The 19,128-nt window shown below is 75.6% G+C and carries 15 protein-coding genes; 5 read left to right on the plus strand and 10 right to left on the minus strand.

Features of this window, described 5'->3' with window-relative positions; all coding sequences use genetic code 11:
- Window positions 1-10: 10 nt before the first annotated feature.
- The gene (locus Ani05nite_RS36505; RefSeq protein WP_239131005.1) at window positions 11-2,752 is read right to left on the minus strand and encodes a serine/threonine-protein kinase; all 2,742 of its coding nucleotides are present in this window, start codon (window positions 2,750-2,752) and stop codon (window positions 11-13) included.
- Between the two features lie 143 nt (window positions 2,753-2,895).
- On the opposite strand from Ani05nite_RS36505, the gene Ani05nite_RS36510 reads away from it, so the two are divergent.
- Window positions 2,896-4,242: a glycoside hydrolase family 43 protein gene (locus Ani05nite_RS36510; RefSeq protein ID WP_239131006.1), complete on the plus strand. Its 1,347-nt coding sequence runs from the start codon at window positions 2,896-2,898 to the stop codon at window positions 4,240-4,242.
- Between the two features lie 348 nt (window positions 4,243-4,590).
- Here the strand turns inward: Ani05nite_RS36510 and Ani05nite_RS36515 are convergent, their stop codons facing one another.
- The 3 genes from Ani05nite_RS36515 to Ani05nite_RS36525 all read right to left on the minus strand — a co-directional run bounded on the left by Ani05nite_RS36515 (window position 4,591) and on the right by Ani05nite_RS36525 (window position 8,720).
- Window positions 4,591-5,013, minus strand: a complete 423-nt coding sequence (locus tag Ani05nite_RS36515) for a hypothetical protein (protein ID WP_203776065.1) — start codon at window positions 5,011-5,013, stop codon at window positions 4,591-4,593.
- A gap of 76 nt (window positions 5,014-5,089) precedes the next feature.
- Window positions 5,090-6,349 carry an alpha/beta fold hydrolase gene (locus Ani05nite_RS36520; protein WP_203776067.1) on the minus strand — a complete coding sequence of 420 codons (1,260 nt, stop codon included), beginning with the start codon at window positions 6,347-6,349 and terminating at the stop codon, window positions 5,090-5,092.
- Window positions 6,350-6,365: 16 nt separating this feature from the next.
- Window positions 6,366-8,720, minus strand: coding sequence for an alpha-amylase family glycosyl hydrolase (locus Ani05nite_RS36525; RefSeq protein ID WP_203776069.1), 2,355 nt, complete (start codon window positions 8,718-8,720; stop codon window positions 6,366-6,368).
- A gap of 399 nt (window positions 8,721-9,119) precedes the next feature.
- On the opposite strand from Ani05nite_RS36525, the gene Ani05nite_RS36530 reads away from it, so the two are divergent.
- Both Ani05nite_RS36530 and Ani05nite_RS36535 read left to right on the plus strand, forming a co-directional pair.
- Window positions 9,120-10,235, plus strand: coding sequence for a glycosyltransferase (locus Ani05nite_RS36530; RefSeq protein WP_203776071.1), 1,116 nt, complete (start codon window positions 9,120-9,122; stop codon window positions 10,233-10,235).
- Window positions 10,232-11,275, plus strand: a complete 1,044-nt coding sequence (locus Ani05nite_RS36535) for a glycosyltransferase (protein ID WP_203776073.1) — start codon at window positions 10,232-10,234, stop codon at window positions 11,273-11,275. Before Ani05nite_RS36530 ends, Ani05nite_RS36535 begins: the two co-directional genes overlap by 4 nt.
- 9 nt (window positions 11,276-11,284) lie before the next feature.
- On the opposite strand, the gene Ani05nite_RS36540 is transcribed toward Ani05nite_RS36535, so the two are convergent.
- The 3 genes from Ani05nite_RS36540 to Ani05nite_RS36550 form a co-directional block, all read right to left on the minus strand.
- Window positions 11,285-11,674: a DUF5994 family protein gene (locus tag Ani05nite_RS36540; RefSeq protein WP_203776075.1), complete on the minus strand. Its 390-nt coding sequence runs from the start codon at window positions 11,672-11,674 to the stop codon at window positions 11,285-11,287.
- Window positions 11,675-11,848: 174 nt separating this feature from the next.
- A complete protein-coding gene (locus Ani05nite_RS36545; RefSeq protein ID WP_203776077.1) occupies window positions 11,849-12,235 on the minus strand; it encodes a hypothetical protein in 387 nt (128 codons plus the stop codon).
- A gap of 178 nt (window positions 12,236-12,413) precedes the next feature.
- On the minus strand, window positions 12,414-13,544 hold the full coding sequence (locus tag Ani05nite_RS36550) for a CaiB/BaiF CoA transferase family protein (RefSeq protein WP_203776148.1): 1,131 nt from the start codon (window positions 13,542-13,544) through the stop codon (window positions 12,414-12,416).
- A gap of 70 nt (window positions 13,545-13,614) precedes the next feature.
- Here Ani05nite_RS36550 and Ani05nite_RS36555 point away from each other — a divergent pair, with 70 nt between their 5' ends.
- Entirely contained in the window at window positions 13,615-14,286 is a 672-nt protein-coding gene (locus Ani05nite_RS36555; protein WP_203776079.1) for an acetoacetate decarboxylase family protein, read from the plus strand.
- A 41-nt stretch (window positions 14,287-14,327) separates the two neighbouring features.
- Here the strand turns inward: Ani05nite_RS36555 and Ani05nite_RS36560 are convergent, their stop codons facing one another.
- From Ani05nite_RS36560 to Ani05nite_RS36570, 3 genes are all read right to left on the minus strand, one after another.
- The gene (locus Ani05nite_RS36560) at window positions 14,328-15,788 is read right to left on the minus strand and encodes a flavin-containing monooxygenase (protein ID WP_203776081.1); all 1,461 of its coding nucleotides are present in this window, start codon (window positions 15,786-15,788) and stop codon (window positions 14,328-14,330) included.
- 64 nt (window positions 15,789-15,852) lie between these two features.
- Window positions 15,853-16,479 (minus strand): TetR/AcrR family transcriptional regulator, encoded by a 627-nt coding sequence (locus tag Ani05nite_RS36565; RefSeq protein WP_203776083.1) that lies wholly within the window; start codon window positions 16,477-16,479, stop codon window positions 15,853-15,855.
- Between the two features lie 65 nt (window positions 16,480-16,544).
- Complete coding sequence (locus tag Ani05nite_RS36570) at window positions 16,545-18,221, minus strand: GMC family oxidoreductase (protein WP_203776085.1); 1,677 nt, start codon at window positions 18,219-18,221, stop codon at window positions 16,545-16,547.
- A gap of 49 nt (window positions 18,222-18,270) precedes the next feature.
- Here Ani05nite_RS36570 and Ani05nite_RS36575 point away from each other — a divergent pair, with 49 nt between their 5' ends.
- Window positions 18,271-19,116 carry an alpha/beta fold hydrolase gene (locus tag Ani05nite_RS36575; protein ID WP_239131007.1) on the plus strand — a complete coding sequence of 282 codons (846 nt, stop codon included), beginning with the start codon at window positions 18,271-18,273 and terminating at the stop codon, window positions 19,114-19,116.
- The last annotated feature ends 12 nt before the right edge of the window (window positions 19,117-19,128 follow it).

Consider the following 19,128-nt stretch of genomic DNA (forward strand, 5'->3'; position numbering starts at 1 on the left):
CCGGCCGGCCCTAGTCGGTGCTGCTGGACGGCACCCCGTCGGCGCAGGTGACGGTCATCCGGACCACGCTGTTGCCACGCTTGAAGACCGCCCCCACGCTGTCGCCCGGCCCCTCGTCGACGTCGTCCAGTTTGTAGGGCCTGGTCGCCGAATAGGACAGCAGCTTCGCGGTGGAGGCGCTCGGGCAGGTCGCCCGGACCGAGCCGGCGGGCGAGGTGAAGGTGCGCTCCTCCGCCGCCGGGGGGTCGGTCGGCGGCGCGGTCGTGGTGGCGGTGGGCTCCGGGTCAGGGACCGGCGTGGTCGTGGTGGGGGCGGTCCCGCCGCCCGGGGGCGGCGACAGGCCGGGGGCGAGCGGCGGACGGCCGGTCACACCGTCGGCACCCGGGGCCGTCGCGTCGACCGCACCGGGCACCGGCGCGCCGTCCGGGCCCGTGGGGACCGGAGCGACCGCGCCGGAGGAGGCGCCGGCCGAGGGCTTGCCGGCCGGGGCGGCGGTGCCGCCGACCCCCGGCGCGGCCGCCTGCCGGCCGGGCCGGTCGTCCGGACCGGCGAGCCACCAGAGGACGCCGGTGAGGGCGACGAGGAGGACCGCCGCGGCGACCGGCACGACCCGGCGCCGGCGGCGACGGGCGGCGGCTCGGGCAGCGGCGCGGGGGGAGGCAAATTCACCCGATCCGGTGACGGCTCCGACCGGCGCGGGGCCGGGGCGGTTGGGGGGTCCGCTCGTCCCGGCGTTTCCGGTGTTCCGGGCAGCTCTTACGCTTTCGGGGGCTCCGGGAACTCCGGCTGGTCTGACTGGTCCGGCTACTCCCGCCCCGGCTGCTCCGGCCGCCCTGGCCGCCTCGGCTGCTCCGGCCGCACCGCCTCGGCCCGTCGCACCGCCTCGGCCCGTCGCACCGCCCGGTCCCGCCGCACCGCCCGGTCCCGCCGCACCGCCCGGTCCCGCCGCACCGCCTGGACCCGCCGCAGCGCCCGTTCCTGCTGCAGCGCCCGGACTCGCCGCAGCGCCCGGACCCGCCGCAGCGCCCGGACCCGCCGCAGCGCCCGGACTCGCCGCAGCGCCTTGGCCCGCCGCACCGGGGCGGCCGTGGGCGGCCGAGACCGCCGCCTCGGCCGCGGCGGCCACTCCGGGCCCGAAGGCCGCCGCGCGCAGCGCCGCCCCGCCCACGTCGCCGGGTCGCCGGTCGCGGTCGGAGGGGAAGCCGAGCGCCGCCGGATCGACCGCGTCCCGCCCGCCGGTGCCACCTGCCGCGCCGGCCGCGGTGAACGCCGCCGGCCGGACCGGACCCGGACCAGAACCGGCACCATGCTGCCCAGAGGCGGCGCCGGCGGCACGCTGTCGGGGACGTCCACCAGCCGCGGGCTGCCCGGGACCGGCACTCGCCGAGGGCCGCCCCGGTCCGATGCCGGGTGACCAGGCGTCGGCGCCATCGGAGGACGGGCCGATCTCCGCCCCGGGTGGCCAGGCGTCGGCGTCGCCCGAGGACGGGCCGATCCCCGCCCCGGGTGGCCAGGCGTCGGCGCCGCCCGAGGACGAGCCGATCCCCGCCCCGGGCGGCCAAGCGGCGGCGCCCCTCGAGGACGAGCCGATCTCCGCCCCGGGCGGCCAGGCGTCGGGGCCGCCCGAGGGCTGCCGGGGAACGGCACCGGCCGCCGGCTGGCCGGGAACAGGACCGGCCGCAGGCTGGCCGGGCACACCGGCCACGGGCTGCCCGGGAACAGCACCGGCCGCGGGCTGGCCGGTCCCGGGACCGATGCCCGGGAACCCGGCGGCGGCCGCCGCGCCCGACCCCGCAGCCGCAGCCGACGACCCCGAACCTGCAGCCGACGGTCCCGCAGCCGCGGCGGACGGCCCGGCGGATCGGCGCCGGATCAGCACCGACGGCTCGCTGTCGCGGCTCGGCCCGTTCATGCCGGCGGGGACCGCGTCCTCCACCACGCGTAGCCCCGCGCCCTGGGCCAGCAGCGCAGCCGCCTCCCGGGCGCTCGGCCGCTCGGTGGTGTCCTTGCTCAGGCAGCGGTTGCACAGCGCCGTGACGTAGTCGGGCACGCCGGGCTGCGCCGGCAGCGGGTCCGGGTCGACGTAGATGTGCGCGCTGAGCATCTGGGTGGTGGTGTCCGCGCTCCACGGCGAGTGCCCGGAGAGCATCCGGTAGAGCAGCACGCCCAGCGCGTAGACGTCCGAGGCCGGCTCGACGCCGTCGCCGGTGAGGCGTTCCGGGGCCAGGTAGGCCGGGGTGCCGAGCACCTCGAACTCCTCCTCGCCGCTGCCGGCCGGGTCGATGGCGGCGGCGATGCCGAAGTCGACGACCTTGGCGCCGGTCTCGGTGACCATCACGTTGGCCGGCTTGATGTCGCGGTGCACCAGCCCGTCGGTGTGGGCCGCGGCCAGCGCCGCCGCCACCTCGGCGGCCACCCGCATCGCGAAGCGCGGGGAGATCGGCCCGGCGTCCATCCGGTCCTCCAGCGTGCCGCCGCGGACCAGCTCCATCACGACGTACGGCACCGAGCCGGCCTCGCCGTAGTCGTACACCTGGGCGATGTTGGGATGCGACAGCGCCGCCGCCGCGCGCGCCTCGGCCCGGATCCGGTCGCGGGCGTCCGGCTGCCCGGCGTGCTTGCCGGCCAGCAGCTTCACCGCCACCGGGCGGCCGAGCACCTCGTCACGCGCACGCCAGACCACCGCCATGCCGCCGACACCGATCTGGTCGAGCAGCGCATAGCGGCCGCCGAGCAACTGAGCCCCCTCCACCGGAGGCAGTCTGCCCGCATCGGCGCCGCGGCGCATCCCCGGGGTGTCCGATGCCTTGACGCGGATCAATGTATTGCGCTGAGATGAACCACGTCACCGGTTGTTAACGGTCACATCACCCCGATCCCCCGGGAGGAACCGCCGTGCCCATCCCCCGTACGCGCAAGCGCCGTCTCCTGACCGCGGCGGTGACCGGCGTCCTGGCCGGCACGGCACTGACCGGACCGGGCGCGCAGCCGGCGGCCGCCGCCGGTCCCGCGCCGCACTACCTGATGACCGCGTTCACCAACTCCAGCGAGTCGAACATGTACGTCTACGACTCCGCCAACGCCACCAACTACAGCCTGATCCGGGCGAACGCCTACACCCCGCCGTCCGGGCTGATCCGCGACCCGAGCGTCATGCGGCACACCGACGGCTACTACTACCTGGTCTACACCACGAACTGGACCGGGAACACGATCGGCTTCGCCCGCAGCCTGGACCACGTGACCTGGACCTTCCTGCGCACCGTGACGGTCGGGCTGAACGGCGCGACCGGCAGCACCTGGGCGCCGGAGTGGTTCCGGGACTCCGACGGCAGCGTCAACGTCATCTTCTCGGCGTCCAGCACCGGGACGGCGGGGCAGTTCCAGCCGTACAAGATCACCGCGACCAACGGCGACCTCTCCGCCTGGAGCGCCCGCACCCCGATCGGGATCCCGGCCAACCACATCGACACCTTCGTGGTGAAGTCCGGCGGCACCTACCACGCCTTCGCCAAGAACGAGACGACCAAGTACATCGAGCACGCCACCGCCGGCGCGCTGACCGGGCCGTGGACCTTAACCGGCACGGGCAACTGGGCAGGCTGGGGCGCGGGCCTGGAGGGGCCGGCGCTGGTCCAGCTGCCGAGCGGCTCGTGGCGGCTCTACTTCGACCAGTACGGCGCGGGCCGCTACTACTACGCCGACAGCGCCGACCTGAACACCTGGTCGGCCAAGACCGAGCTGCCCGGGCTCTCCGGCACCGTGCGGCACTTCACCGTGCTGCGCGAGAACGTCGGCGACAGCACCGCGGTCCCGACCGGCAACCGGTCGTTGCGCTCGGTCAACTTCCCCGACCGGTACGTGCGCCACCGCAACAGCCTCGGCTACATCGAGCCGATCGCCACCGCCACGGACCGGCTGGACGCGACCTTCACCGTCGGCGCCGGCCTGGCCAACGGCAACTGCTCCTCGTTCCAGTCGGTCAACCCGGCCGGCCGGTACCTGCGCCACGCCAACAACCGCCTGGTGCTCGCGGCCAACGACGGCACGGCGACGTTCCGCAACGACGCCACGTTCTGCGGGCGGGCCGGGCTGACCGGCAGCGGGACCTCGTTCGAGTCGTACAACTATCCGGGCTTCTACCTGCGGCACTACAACTACGAGCTGCGCATCGACCGCAACGACGGCAGCGCGGCGCTGCGGGCGGACGCCTCGTTCACGGTGACCGCGCCGCTCGGCTGACCGGCGCTCGCCGCCGGCGCAGGCGTGTCCGGGCGAACACCGCAGCGTTGATCATGTGCGGGTGGACGCGCGCGGCCTCGCCGGCCCCGGTTGCCCTGATCATGGCCGGACATGCGGCCGGCCAGGGGGGTGATGGTCCAGGACGGGCTCGACCCCGGCGGCGTCGGCCGGTACGGCGTCACCCTGGTGATCATCTCGGTCGCGGTGGTGATCCTCGCCGGGACGGCCGCGGCGGCGGCAACCGAGGTGTGGCCGGAACCGGCCGGCGGGTGGCGCGCGGCGGTGCCGGCGCGTCCCGGGTACGTCGCTCTCGGGGGCAGCCGTCGCGCTGTGGGTGCCGATCGACCCTCAGGCCGTGCCGACCCCGGCCGGCGTGGGGGCCGGGTGGCAGGTGGCCAGGACGGCGCCCAGCGGCTCCGGCTCGATCGGCAGCGCCGCCGCGCCGGCGCCGGTGACCGGCCGGGGGCGGCGGGGCTGCGCCCGGCCCGAGCTGCCGCCGCGGCCCGGGTAGACCAGCAGGCCGTTGACCGGGTCGGGCACCGCGTCCAGCGCGGCGCGGACGGCCGGCAGGTCGCGGAACACGGCCCACTGCTCGTCGCCGCGGAAGGCGATCTCGAAGAGCACGCCCCACGAGTGGGCGTGCCACTGCCAGGCGTACGCGCCGTGCGTGATCGCGGCCTCGGTCAGCGCCTCGCCGTGCGCGTCCTGCCAGCGCGACGCCGGCAGCGCCGCGCCGTCGAAGACCTCGATCGACCACCAGTACAGCTCCATGGTGAGACGACGGTACGCCGCCCGTCCCGTCGCCGGGGCGGTTCGCGGCGGGGCCCGCAGATGATGCACGGTCGCGTCAGCAGCGGCCGGCGGCCATGTCCATCAGCCGGCCGAGGACGCGGTCGCCGGCGACGCGCAGGCCGTCGTGCTCGTACTCGTCGGTGATCCACACCCGGGTGTTGCCCATCGCGCCGGCCGTGCGCAGTTGCAGGTCGGCGTCGACGTACATGTCGTTGAAGTAGACCGCCGCGACGACCGGGACCTCGTTGGCCGCCAGCCGCGCCGCGTCGTACAGCACCGGCCAGTCGTCGTGGGCGGCCAGCAGGTCCGCGGCCGCGGCGAACGGGCGCAGCGCGGCGATCTCGCGGAACATCCAGGGGTACATCATCTCGCCGGTGAACAGCAGCGGGTCGGCGTCCTCGGCGAACTCCGGGTGGGCGGCGAGGGCGCGCTCGGCGGCCCAGCCCGGCGCCCACGCGCCCTGGGCGAAGGTGAACTCCTGCATCGCGAAGATCGGGGCGTCGACGAAGCCGGTCGCCGCCATCACGGCGTACCGGAAGCCGTCGGCCGGCCCGGCGCCGTGCCAGGCCTCGTCGAGCAGCCAGTGCAGCTCGGCGAAGCCGGTGCTGGTGCCGAAGGAGTTGCCGAGGAAGCGCAGCCGCCGCGCGGTGAGCCGGTCGCCGTCCGGCAGCAGCACCTCGTGGTCCGTCAGGTGGTCGGCGAGCCGGCGGACGGTGGCCACGTGCTGCGGGAAGTGCCGGTAGAACTCGGCGTTGCGGGCCGCGACGCGCGGGTAGGTGCGGGCGTACACCTCGTCGGCGGTGGCCGTGATGCCCGGCAGGCCGCCGGTCACGTAGCAGGTGCCCAGGCCCTCGGGGGCCCGGGAGAGGTAGGCGAGGGTGATGAACCCGCCGTAGCTCTGGCCGAGGGTGTCCCACCGGCGGCCGCCCGCGACCCGGGCGCGCAGCAGCTCGGCGTCGGCCACGATGCTGTCGGCCCGGAAGTGGCGCAGGTGGGCGGCCAGGCGTACCGGATCCATGCCGGCCACGGTCCGGGCCGTGACCGGCGCGCTGCGCCCGGTCCCCCGCTGGTCGAGCAGCAGCACCCGGTGGGTGCGCAATGCCCGGCCGAGCCAGCCGTCCGCGGCCGTGGGCCGCGGCGCCTTGCCGCCCGGGCCGCCCTGCAGGAAGAGCAGCCAGGGCAGGTCGTCCCCGGCGCGCTCCGGGGCGACCACCTCCCGGGCGAACAGGTCGATGGTCGTCCCGTGCGGGTCGTCGTGGTCCAGCGGTACGGCGAGAACGTGGTCGCGGAAGCGCAGTCCCGGGGTGGCGATCATCCGGCCACGGTAGGCCCTATTTCAGGTACGGGCCCGCCGTGCCGATCCGGCCGGGCGCCGGGTTGCCCGGCCGGTCGAGCACGTAGACGCGCAGGTTGCCCTTACCGCTGACCGAGGCGGCCAGCGTCCCGTTGCCGACGGCCTTGACGTCCCCGGTGACCGCGTCGACGTACGTGCCGTTCGGGATGCCGGCGAAGGTCGCCGGGCCGCCGGCCGCCACCAGCGCGAAGCTGTCGACGCCGCCGGCGGTGAACCGGCGCTTGAAGGCCATCGAGCCGGAGACGCCCTCGGTGGAGTACTGGCCCTTCTGCAGCGCCGGGACGGCCCGGCGGATCCGGTTGAGCCGCTGCACGTGCTTGACCAGGGGCTGCTCCAGCGTGGTGGCCACCGCCCCGGAGGCGCTGCTCACCACGCCGAAGTCGGACGCGGTGACGGTGCCGGCGATCTTGTCGCCGTAGTACGCGCGCCCGGTGGTGGCCAGCGGGCAGGTGGGCCCGCAGTCGATCGGCTTCCCCGCCTGGAACTCGATCTCCGAGCCGTAGTACAGGGTGGGTATGCCGCGGAACGTCCACATCAGGGTCATGTTCTCGGCCCAGGCGTCGGTGCCGCCGGCGTAGCGGGTCGAGGACTTGTTCGGCCCGTAGTCGTGGCTGTCGACGTACACGGCGTTGTAGGTGGCGTCGTTGTAGCTGTCGTCGGAGTCCCGGCCGTTGCCGAAGGCGTTGCCGGCCTCGCCGAAGTTCATGTGCATGCGCATGTCGATGACGTTCATGCCGGAGAACGCGCTGTGGTCCGGCGCGTGGTAGGTGTTGCCGTCGAGGAAGGCGTTGGTGCTCGTCGGCTGGTTGCCCGGGCCCATCAGGTTCTCGTAGTCGAACTGTTCCGCGGCCGCCCGGATGTCGTCCGGGCTGTACTCCTTGCGCTCCTTCCAGGTGAAGAACTGCGCGGAGTGGTTGACCGAGCCGCGGTTCCACTTGTCGTGCACGAACGCGGCGACCTCGCCGAAGACGTAGAAGTCCCGGCCCTTGGCGCCGTGGGCGGCGACCGCGTGCTGCTGGATGGCCGGCAGGAAGCGCCGGTTCCAGGTCACCCGCGGGATGTGCACGGCGGTGTCCACCCGGAAGCCGTCCACGCCCATGTCGATGTACCGGTTGTAGGCGTTGATCAGGTAGTTCTGGACGACCGCGCTCTCGGTGTTGAAGTCGGCCAGGTCCTCGTGGATCCAGCAGCTGCGCGCGTCCTCGCCCTCCCAGTTGCCGATCCAGCAGCGGTGGTAGTACTCGGCCGGGAACATGCCGGAGGTGGGGCTGGGCCACTGGCAGGCGTACAGCGTGTAGCCCTCGGCGCTCCGGCCGCCGGTGGGCTTGCCCCAGTTCAGGCAGGTGTTGCCGACGGGCTCGGCGGTCGACCACAGGTCACCGTTGTAGGGCGACGTGCCGTCGTACTGCGCGCCGGTGGGCTGGTCGTAGTACCAGCTCCACTGGCTGTCGCGGACGCCGTACACGGTGGGGGTGAACAGGCCCTTGGCACCCCAGCGGGAGCTGTGGTTGTAGACCACGTCCTGATAGATCTTGATGCCCTTGGCGTGGGCCCGGTCGATCAGATCCTGGTACGTGCCCCCGGGCGACTCCAGCCGGCCGTCGACGCGGTAGAAGTCCCAGCCGTGGTAGCCGTGGTAGTCGTAGTCCGAGCGGTTGAGCACCACCGGGGTGATCCAGATGGCGGAGAAGCCCAGCCCCTTGATGTAGTCCAGCTTGTCGATCAGGCCGGCGAAGTCGCCGCGGAACATCGGGTCGTCGTGGGCCGCGTTGCCGGACTTCACGTGCTGGGTGCCGCCGCGGTTGTTGGCGCTGTCGCCGTCGTTGAAGCGGGCCGTCATGACGAAGTAGATGGAGTCCTCGCGGGGGTCGCCGCCGAGCGGGCTCCCGGTGGGAGTGGGCGCGACGGTCGGCGGGGCCGGCGAAGGTGTCACGGTCGGCGGGGGTGTGGCGGGCGCGCAGGGGTTCCCGGCGCCGGTCACGCCGCCGGCGACCGTCACGTCGCCCGTGCCCAGGCGGTAGTTGGCGCCGTGGTTGTTGTCCCACACACCGCCGCCGTTGTTGAACACGACCTGCAGCCCGGACGCGGCGCCGAGGTCGAGGGTGCGCGACAGCCACCCGGCGCACGCCGGCTGCATCGCCACCCCCGGCACGCTGGTCCAGGCGCCGCCGTCCGGGGCGTAGTGGATGTTGACTGTTGTCCAGCCGGCCGGGCGCTGGAAGTAGACGGTCACGCTGCTCGCGGCGGACGCCGCCGCCACGGTGCCGAATGTCGCCGCGGCAATGGCCAGCACGGCCGCCGCGCCGAGTCGTTTCCGGAGTCTCACCTTCACCGCTGGGCTCCTCAGGGTGCGCCGAGGGCCCGCGGCACGGTGGCGCCGCGGGGCTCGGAAACGGGGGTGCTGAAAGTCCTTGCAATCTGTTGCAAGGCTTTTCAGGAAGTTACCAAGACATGACGAGGCCGTAAAGAGCCAGTTGTCTTCGTCGATGCGAGGGCCGGGTGACGAAGCCGTCAGCTGCGGATCCGCCGGCGGCGCGTAGGCTGGCGGCACCCGCCCCCGACGACCCCCCACCCAGCGGTGGCCCCGAGCACGGCTCGTCAGCGGGCTTTCCACGACCGGCACCAGCGGCGTCGACGACGCCCGCCGTCTGCGATCCACGACCCGGAACCGGCTCCCCGCCGGTGCGGCCGGGCGCGGCTCGATGCAGTTCCGAACCGGAAGGCAGGCCCTGTGGCCACCACGTACGGCTTTCTCAGCACCCACCCGCCGACCCTGTGCGGCCTGGCGTCCTTCAACGCGGCTCTGGTCGCGGCCCTCACCGCCGGCACGCCGGGCAGCGGGGTGGTCCGGGTCACCACGGGCGCCGGCGAGGGGTCGCCGGGCCCCGGGGTGACACACACCTGGGCGGGACACGACAGCAACGGCTGGCGCGACGCGGCCGACGCCCTCAACGGCTACGACATCGCGATCATCCAGCACGAGTACGGCATCTACCCCGGCGCCGACGGCGCCGACGTGCTGCGGCTGATGCGCCGGCTGCGGGTGCCGAGCATCGTGGTCCTGCACACCGTGCTGAGCCGCCCCACGCCCCGGCAGAGGTCGGTGCTGGAGCAGATCGTCGGGGCCGCTGGCGCGGTCGTCACCATGACGCAGACCGCGCACGACCGCGTCATCGTCGGCTACGACGTCGACCCGGCCAAGGTCTCCGCGATCCCGCACGGCGCCACCGACCACACCGGTACGCCCGTGGTCCGCGGACCCCGACCGCACCTGCTCACCTGGGGTCTGCTCGGCCCCGGCAAGGGCATCGAGTGGGTCCTCCGGGCGCTGCCCTACCTGCGCCGGCTCGACCCCGTCTACACCGTCGCCGGGCGCACCCACCCCAAGGTGCTCGAACGGCACGGCGAGGCGTACCGGGCCGGGCTGCACCAGCTCGGCGCCGAGCTGGGCGTGGCGCACGCCGTGGACTACCGCCCGCAGTACCTCGACGACGCGGCGCTGGGCGCGCTGATCCGCTCGGCCGACGTCGTGGTGCTGCCGTACGACTCGGTCGAGCAGGTCACCTCCGGGGTGCTGATCGAGGCCGTCGCCGCCGGTGTCCCGGTGGTGGCCACCGCCTTCCCGCACGCCGTGGAGCTGCTGACCGACGGGCCGGGGCTGCTCGTGCCGCACCGCAACCCACGGGCGCTGGCCACCGCGATCCGCAAGGTGCTGGCCCAGCCCGCCCTGGCCCGGACCACCGGCGACGCCGCCACGCTGGGCTGGCCCGCCGTGGCCGCCCGCTACGAGGCGCTGGCCGAGGGTCTGGCGACGGGCGCGGCGCGGACCGCCACGGCGCCGGCGTGACCGCGGCTGTGGGCGTACCGGTGCGGCGCGGGCAGGCCCCGTCGCCCGGTTTCGCCCACCTCGCAAGGCTGAGCGACGACACCGGGCTGCTGGAACACGCCCGGCACGCCGTGGCCCGGCGCGAGCACGGCTACTGCACCGACGACGTCGCCCGCGGCCTGGTCGTGGTCAGCCGGGAGCCCGACCCGGCGCCGGCGGTGCTGCGGCTCGCCGAGGTGTACCTGACCTTCCTCACCCACGCGCAGGACGCCGACGGCGCGTTCCACAACCGGCTCAGCTACGACCGGCGGTGGACCGACGAGGCCGGGCTGGGCGACTGGTGGGGCCGGGCGCTGTGGGGCCTGGGCACCGCGGCGGCCCGCGGCCCGGCGCCGTGGATCCAGCAGGAGGCGCTGCACGCGTTCACCCTCGGCGCCGCGCGCCGCTCCCCCGCGCCGCACGCCATGACCTTCGCTGGGCTGGGCGCCGCCGAGGTGCTGCGCCGGCACCCGGACCACGCCGGGGCGGCGGCGCTGCTGGCCGACGCCGCCGAGGCCGTCGGCTGGCCGGACTCCGATCCGCTCTGGTCGTGGCCCCGGCGGCGGCTGACCTACGCCAGCGCCGCGCTGGCCGAGGTGGTCATCCTGGCCGGGCAGGCTCGGCAGGACGTCGCCCTGCGGGCCGCCGGGCTGCGGATGCTGACCTGGCTGCGCGACCTCCAGCTGGCCGAGGGCCGGCTGTCGGTGCTGCCGGCGGCCGGCTGGCAGCACGGCACGCCCCGGCAGCGGTACGACCAGCAGCCGATCGAGGTGGCGGCGCTGGCCGACGCGTGCGCCACCGCCGCCGCGGCCACCGGCGACGCCACCTGGCACGACGGCGTCCGGCAGTCGATCGGGTGGTTCCTGGGCGAGAACGACACCGGCGCGGTCATGTGGGACCGGGCCACCGGCGGCGGCTACGACGGGCTGACCCCGGACGGGCCGAACCTCAACCAGGGCGCGGAGTCGACGCTCGCCCTGATCGCCACCCTGCAGCACGCCCGCGGGCCGGCCGGGCGCTGAGCCGCGCGGTCAGGAGGCGGCGGCGCGGCTCTCCGGGACGTCCCAGTCCGCCTCGCGGGGGCCGGCCCAGGGCACGACGCGGACGGCCAGCGCGCCGCCGCCGGCGCAGCTCGCCGTCAGCAGGCCGGTGGACTGGCCGGAGAAGTAGCCGACGGTGACCGGGCGGCCGGCCACGTCGACCTCGTGCGGGCGGCGGCTCCAGCCGGCGGCGCTGACCCGGACCCGGACGATCGGGCTGCCCAGGGCGTCGAGCGCGAGCACCAGGGCGGGCAGCTCGGCGGCCGGGTCGGCGGACCGGGGCCACCAGCAGCCGTGCACGACGGGACTGGGGGTGCGGGGGGACTCGAGCCAGAGCCGGGGCGAGGCCGCCGGGGTGCTCGTCGTGGTCGAACGTGCCATCGGACTTCCTGTCATGGATGAGCGTCGTCGGGCACGGGTCCTGGAACAGAGCGCAGGTGAGGCAGGGACGAGGGCCACCGGAGCCGGTGCGGGGAACACGGCCAACGATACGCCGGCACGAGCCGGCGAGTCGCACACGGAATCCGCCACCGGCCGCGGCGGTCCCCGGGCGGCTCAGGCGGCCGCCCGCTCGGCCGCGCAGATCGCGGCGATGCACTCGTAGGCGGTGCGCGGCCCGGGCGCCCCGGGCTCGGCGCAGGCCAGCGAGGCGGCGCGCTGCTCGTCGAAGCCCACCGCGGCGAGGTCCGCCGGTTCGAGCGGGACGAGCGGCCGCACCGCGCGCACCAGCCGGCCCCGGTCCGCCCGGTGCGGGCGGCGGCGGGCGTGCACGGACCCGGCCAGCGCGGCCTCGTCGGCGCCCGGGTCACCGTCCGGCAGGGCGAGCTGGGCCTCCTCGCTGTCCGAGGGCAGCGGCCAGCACCGGCTGCCCGCGCCCGGCCCGAACGCGCCGTGATCCCGGCCCGGCAGTTCCGCGTCGTCGTGCGTGCTCTCGGTGTTCATCACGGTCCCCCTGGAACGACGGGCCGCGGCCCGGCTGCCGCGGCGTGAACGGCGGTGCCGTCGCTGCGGCCGGCGGGGGACTCCCCGTCCCGCGGAGCCCGGCGTCGCCGTGATCCGAGCGACACCTTCACGGTACGCCTGCTCGGGCCGGGTGAACCATAGAGACGGGCCGATCCCGTCAGGGCTCGAGCCAGTCGTCCGGGGCGCCCAGGTCCCAGTCGGCGAGCACCTCGCGGGAGTGCTCGCCGGGCCGGGTGGGCGCACCGGGCGGCCCGGGCGGGGTCGCCGAGAACCGCGGGGCCGCGGCCGGTTGCACCACCCCGCCGACCCGGGCGAACGTGCCCCGGCCGGCCAGGTGCGGATGGCCGGCCGCCTCGGTGAGCGACAGCACCGGGGCGACGCAGGCCTCGGTGCCCTCGAACACCTCGGCCCACTCCCGTTGGGTGCGGGTGGCGAACGCGGCGGCGATCCGGGCCCGCAGCTGGGGCCAGCGGGCCCGGTCGTACTGCTTCGGCAGGTCGTCGCCGGGGTCGAGCAGGCGGATGAACTCGGCGTAGAACTGCGGCTCCAGCGCGCCGACCGCGAGGTGCCGGCCGTCCGCGGCCGGATAGACGTCGTAGAACGGGGCGCCGGTGTCGAGCAGGTTCACCCCGCGCTCGTCGCGCCACTGGCCGGCCGCGCCGAGGCCGTGCAGCAGGGTGGTGAGGTGGGCCGCGCCGTCGGTCACCGCGGCGTCGACCACCTGGCCGCGGCCGGTCCGGCCGGCCTCGCGCAGCGCGGCCAGCAGGCCGACCACCAGGTAGAGCGACCCGCCGGCGAAGTCGCCCAGCAGGTTGACCGGCACCTGCGGCGGTCCCCCGGCCCGGCCCACGGCGTGCAGCGCGCCGGTGATCGCCAGGTAGGTGATGTCGTGCCCGGCGCTGGCGGCGAGCGGCCCGTCCTGGCCCCAGCCGGTCATCCGCCCGTAGACCAGCCGCGGGTTGCGGGCCAGCGCCGCGTCCGGGCCGACGCCGAGCCGCTCGGCGACCCCGGGCCGGAAGCCCTCGATGACCGCGTCGGCCCGCCCGGCCAGGGCCAGCACCAGCTCCCGGCCCCGGGCGGTCTTGAGGTCCACGGCGATCGACCGCTTGCCGCGGTTGAGCAGGTCGAACCGCGGCTCCACGGTCAGCGGCGAGCCCGGGCCGGGCCGGTCCACCCGCACCACGTCCGCGCCCAGGTCGGCCAGCAGCATCGCGGCGAACGGGCCGGGCCCGATCCCGGCCAGCTCGACCACCTTGAGCCCGTGCAGCGGCCCCTGTCCCTCCGGCATCCGTACCTCCGAGCGTCGCACTCCCTTAGGATGAGCCTCGTCGATCCCGCCGACCGGGAGGCTCGCGTCCATGTATCCACCCCAGCCGTGGGACCTGCGCGGCCAGCTCCACCTCTCGGTCTTCGCGGTGCCCCGCGCCGACCTGCCAGCGCTGCCCCCGCCGCTCGCGGCCGCGGTGCGGCCCATCCCCTTCGGCGGCCGCGCGCTGGTCGGCGCGGCCTGGGTGAGCTATGAGCCGGGCGGCGTCCTGGAGTACCGCGAGCTGCTCGCGGCCGTGCTGGTGCACGAGCGGGGCCGGCCGCGGGTCAGCATCACCCGGATCTGGGTGGACAGCGTGGCCTCGCGCGACGGCGGCCGGGAGCTGTGGGGCATCCCCAAGGACCTGGCCGAGCTCGAGCTGCGGACCGCGCCGGACGGCCACCTGGTCGCGGCGGCCAGCACCGGGCCGGAGCCCGGCGACCGGCCGGCCCCGATCGCCTCGGCCGCGGTCCGGCGCGGCCCGCGGCTGCCCGGGCGCTGGCCGACGCCGCTGTCGGTGGCGCAGGCCCTGGCCGGGAGCGTGGTCCGCACCCCGGTGCGTGGACGAGCGGGTCTGCGGCTGGGATCCGCCACGTGGCGGATCGAGGCGGGCGGCCCGCTGGGCCACCTCGCCGGGCGGCGACCCCTGCTGACCGTCACGCTCACCGACTTCCGGCTGCGCTTCGGCGCCGCGGCGCCGGCCTCCGCCGCCACCTGGCCCTGATCCCCGCCCGCCGGCCACGCCGCGACGGGGCCGGGACCGCGTCACGGGCGTGCCGCCGGGGCGGTCGGACGGTAGTCCCCCGGGCGCAGGCGCGCGGTGCGGCGGCGGTACTCCCCGGCCATCCCGGGCCAGTTCGTGACGACCCGGCCGCTGGGCGTGCGGTACCAGCTGTTGCAGGCGGTCCAGACGCTGCCGGCCAGGCGGGACTGCAGCTCGGCGTCGTAGGCGGCGGCCACGTCCGGGCGTACGTCCAGCGGCGGTGACCCGGCGGCCAGGGCGCGTACCGCCTGGACGATGTAGCGGGCCTGCGCCTCGTGGAAGTACACCACCGAGGTGTTGCCGGTGTTGGTGTTCGGCCCGTACACCAGGAACATGTTGGGGAAGCCGGGCACGGCCATGCCCAGGTACGCGTGTGCGCCGTCGCGCCACACCTCGTCGAGCCGCTCGCCGCCCCGCCCGGTGACCCGCATCGGGGTGAGGAAGTCGGTGGCCGCGAAGCCGGTGCCGTAGACGAGCACGTCGCACGGGTGCTCGGCGCCGTCGGCGGTACGGATCCCGGTCGGGGTGACCGCGTCGATCGGCGTGGTCACGAGCTCGACGTCCGGCCGGGCCAGGGTGGGCAGCCAGGCGCTGGTGAACAGCACCCGCTTGCAGCCCATCGGCTCGTCCGGGGTGACCAGGGCCCGCAGCCGCGGGTCGCGGACCTGCCAGCGGCGCTGGGCCCGCGAGGCGGTCCGCAGGAACGCGCCGGCGAACCGGTTGCCGAGCAGGGCCGCGCCGGTGAAGACGGTCATCGCCCAGGTGCCGGCCCGCGGCGGGCGCATCAGCGCGGGCACCCGGCGGTACAGCGCCTGGCGCAGCCGGCCGTACCGGCGGTCCGGCTTGGGCAGGGTCCACGGCGCGGTGCGCTGGAAGACCACGACCTGTGCGGCGGTGCCGGCAATCGCGGGGACGAGCTGGATGGCGCTGGCGCCGGTGCCGACGACCGCCACCCGCTTCCCGGCGATCCGCAGCGCCGGGTCCCAGCGGGCGGTGTGCAGGGCCGGCCCGCGGAACAGCTCGGCACCGGGCAGCCGGGGCACGACCGGCCGCGACAGCTGGCCCACCGCCGGCACCAGCACGTCGGCGGTCAGCCGGGTGCCGTCGGACAGGTCCAGCGTCCACTGCGACCCCGCCTCGTCCCACTGCGCGCCGGTCACCTCGGTGCCCAGGCGCAGGTGCGGGGTCAGCCCCAGGTCGCGGACGCACCGGTCCAGGTACTCGAGGATCTCCGTGTGCGGCGGGAAACGCCGGGACCAGCCCGGGTTGGGGGCGAAGGAGAAGGAGTAGAGCGGCGCGGGCACGTCACAGGCGCAGCCCGGGTACGCGTTGTCCCGCCACACCCCGCCCGGCCGTTCCGCCTTCTCCAGCAGCACGAAGTCGTGGAAACCGGCCCGCCGCAGCGCCGCGGCGACCGCCACCCCGCCGAAGCCGGCACCGATGATCGCGATCCGGGGCGCCATCTCAGCCCCCGTTGCCTGTCATGCCGCCGAACGTTAGCAAGCTGTTGGCGGGTTGCCAATAGGCTCAGCGCGGCGGCGCCACGACGGTCGGGAACACCTGCTCCACGATGGCCAGCAGGGTCGTCGCGAGCAGCAGGTGCACCTGGGCGCGGGTCAGGGCGTCGCGGTTGAGCCACTCCTTGGCGGTGGCGGTGGCCATCCCCACGTACGCCCGGATCATCCCGCGCAGTTCCTCGCGGTGCTCGGCCTCCTCGGCCAGCCCGACCGCGATGAGCACGTAGTCGGCCGCGGTGTCCTCCGCCTCGGTCAGCACCCGCTCCACGTCGAGGTCGCGGCCGGTGCCGGCGGCGGTCGCCGCGGCCAGCCACGAGGTGCTGTGCCGGGACACCACGTCCAGGAACCAGGCCACGCTGGCGTCGACCCGGGTGCGCAGGTCGCCGGCGGGCAGGCTCTGCACGGCCACCTCGGGGATGGTCAGCATCACCCGGATGACCTCGAGGTAGAGATCCTTCTTGGTGCCGAAGTAGTGGTTGATCAGACCGCGGGCGACACCGGCGGCCCGGGCGATGTCGGTGGTGGACACCTCGGCGTACGGCCGCTCGCCGAACAGCCGGACCGCGCAGGTCAGGATCTGCCCGCGCCGGACGTCCGGCTCCAGCCGTCTGCGCCCCTGCGCCGCGTCGACAGTCACCGCCCGACCCTATCCGCCGGCAGCTCGGAGGGACGCTCGGAGCCCGCCGGGGCGTGGCCGGGGGCTCATCCCAGCCGCAGCGCGCCGGGCGCCGACGCCGGAACCGCCGGGGACCGCGGCGCGACCGGCGCAACCCGGGCGTACGGCGCTCCGAGGACCGGCCGCGGGTCCGGCTCGCCGGCGTTGGGCCACAGCGCGACCGCCCGTTCCGCCAGCGCGGTGATCGTCAGCGACGGGTTGACCCCCAGGTTGGCGGCGACCACCGAGCCGTCGATCACGTGCAGGCCGGGGTGGCCGTACAGCCGCTGGTAGGCGTCGACCACGCCGGTCGCGGGGTCCGTGCCGATGGCGCAGCCGCCGATGAAGTGGCCGGTCACCGGCCGGCCGGCCAGCTCGGTGACCGCGCCCAGCGGCACCCCGTCGATCTTCGCGGCGACCCGGCGGGCCACGTCGTGCGCGGCCGGCACCCAGGCCGGGTTCGGCTCGCCGATGCCCGGCCGGGTGGTCAGCCGGCGGCGGCCCAGCCACGTCCGGGCGGTGTGCACCGTGACCGAGTTGTCCAGCGGCTGCATCGCCAGCAGCACGATGGTCTGCTGCGACCAGCGCCGGGGCACGGCCAGCAGGCGCAGGTCGCGCCAGCCGCGGGCGAGCTCGCGGAGGCCGGCCACCCAGCGCCGGCGGCCGCCGGTGTCGTCCACCAGCACGGTCGCCAGCAGGGCCAGCAGGTTGCTGCCGCGGCCGTAGCGGACCGGCTCGACGTGGGTGACCGGGTCGGGGTGGATGGACGAGGTGATCGCCACGCCCCGGCTCACGTCGAGGTCGCGGCGGCGGGTGCGGGCGCCCAGGATGGACTCGGAGTTGGTCCGGCTCAGCTCGCCGAGCCGGGCGGAGACCGCCGGCAGCAGCCCGCGGTCGCGCATCCGGTGCAGCAGCCGCTGGGTGCCGAGCGCGCCGGCGGCGAAGACCACCTGGGCGGCGGTGAAACGGCGGGCCCGCCGGCGCACGCCGCCGGTGGCGCGGGTGTCCACGTCGTACCCCCCGTCCGGCCGCGGCCGGACCGCGACCACCGTGGTCAGCGGATGGACCGCCGCGCCGGCCGCCTCGGCCAGGTGAAGGTAGTTCTTGACCACCGTGTTCTTGGCCCCCACCCGGCAGCCGGTCATGCAGGCGCCGCACGAGGTGCAGGTGCGCCGGGCCGGTCCGGCGCCGCCGAAGAAGGGGTCCGGCACGGCGGCGCCGGGCCGCTCGCCGAAGAGCACACCCACGGGGGTACGCCGGTACGTGTGCGCCACCCCCAGATCCTCGGCGACCGCCCGCAGCGTCACGTCGGCGAACGTCTCGACCGGGTTGGTGACCACGCCGAGCATCCGTTTGGCCTGGTCGTAGTAGGGGCCGAGTTCGGTCTTCCAGTCGGTGATGGGCGCCCACTGCGGGTCGGCGAAGAACGCGTCCGGCGGCTCGTAGAGCGTGTTGGCGTAGCCGAGGGAGCCGCCGCCCACGCCGGCGCCGGACATCACCAGCACGTCGTGCAGCAGGGTCAGGCGCAGGATGCCGTAGCAGCCGAGGGCGGGGGCGTACACGTAATCGCGCAGCCGCCAGGAGGTCTTGGCGAACTGCTCGTCGGTGAAGCGGCGGCCCGCCTCCAGGACGCCGACCCGGTAGCCCTTCTCGGTCAGGCGCAACGCGGTGACGCCCCCGCCGAAGCCGGAGCCGATGACCAGGACGTCGTAGTCGTACGTCATGAGTTACCGTGGCACCGTTATTGTCGGGCTGTCAATAAGGAGTGCGGGGATGCTGGCTCACGAGCGCCGCGGCAGCGGTCCGCCACTGGTCCTGATCCACGGTATCGGCAGCCGGCGGCAGGTGTGGGAGCCGGTGCTCGGCGAGCTCGCCCGGCATCGCGAGGTCATCGCCCTGGACCTGCCGGGCTTCGGGGAGTCCCCGCTGTGGCCCCCGGTGGATCAGCCGGCTCCCGGCCACCCATCCGCGCCCGGCGACCTCCCGCCGGCCGGCGCGCCGCCCGGGTCCGTCGGTCACCTGGCCGATCTGGTGGCCGCCTTCCTCGACGAGCTCGGCCTCGCGCGCCCCGAGCTGGCCGGCAGCTCCCTCGGCGGTGGCATAGCCCTGGAGCTGGGCCGGCGCGGCCGGGCGGCGGCCGTCACCGCGTTCGCGCCGGTCGGGTTCTGGGGTCCGGTGAGCCGGCGCTGGTGCCAGACGGTGGTCGGTGGGGCGCGCGGGCTGAGCACCGCGCTCGCCCCCGCGCTCCCCCGCCTCTTCGCCACCCGGGCCGGCCGCGTCGCGCTCTGCGGGATCTTCTACGGCCGCCCCGGCCGGCTGTCGCCCGAGGACTGCCTGGGCTCGGCCCGGGCCCTGTCGCGCGCGCCCGGCTTCGCCGCCGCCCGGCGGGCGTTCGGCGTCTGGCGGCTGCCGGTCGGGGCCGATCCCGGCGCGCTCGGCGGCATCCCGGTCACGATCGCCTGGGGTACGCGGGACCTGGTCCTGCCGCACCGCCGCCAGGCCGCGCGGGCCCGGGCGGAGCTCCCGGCCGCCCGGCACGTGGTGTTGCCGGGGTGCGGGCACCTGCCCTTCGCGGACGACCCGGCCCGCTGCGCCGAACTATTGACAGTCCGCCAATAACTCGCCAGGGTG

This window comes from Actinoplanes nipponensis (genome assembly GCF_016862275.1).
GTDB classification, from domain to species: domain Bacteria; phylum Actinomycetota; class Actinomycetes; order Mycobacteriales; family Micromonosporaceae; genus Actinoplanes; species Actinoplanes nipponensis.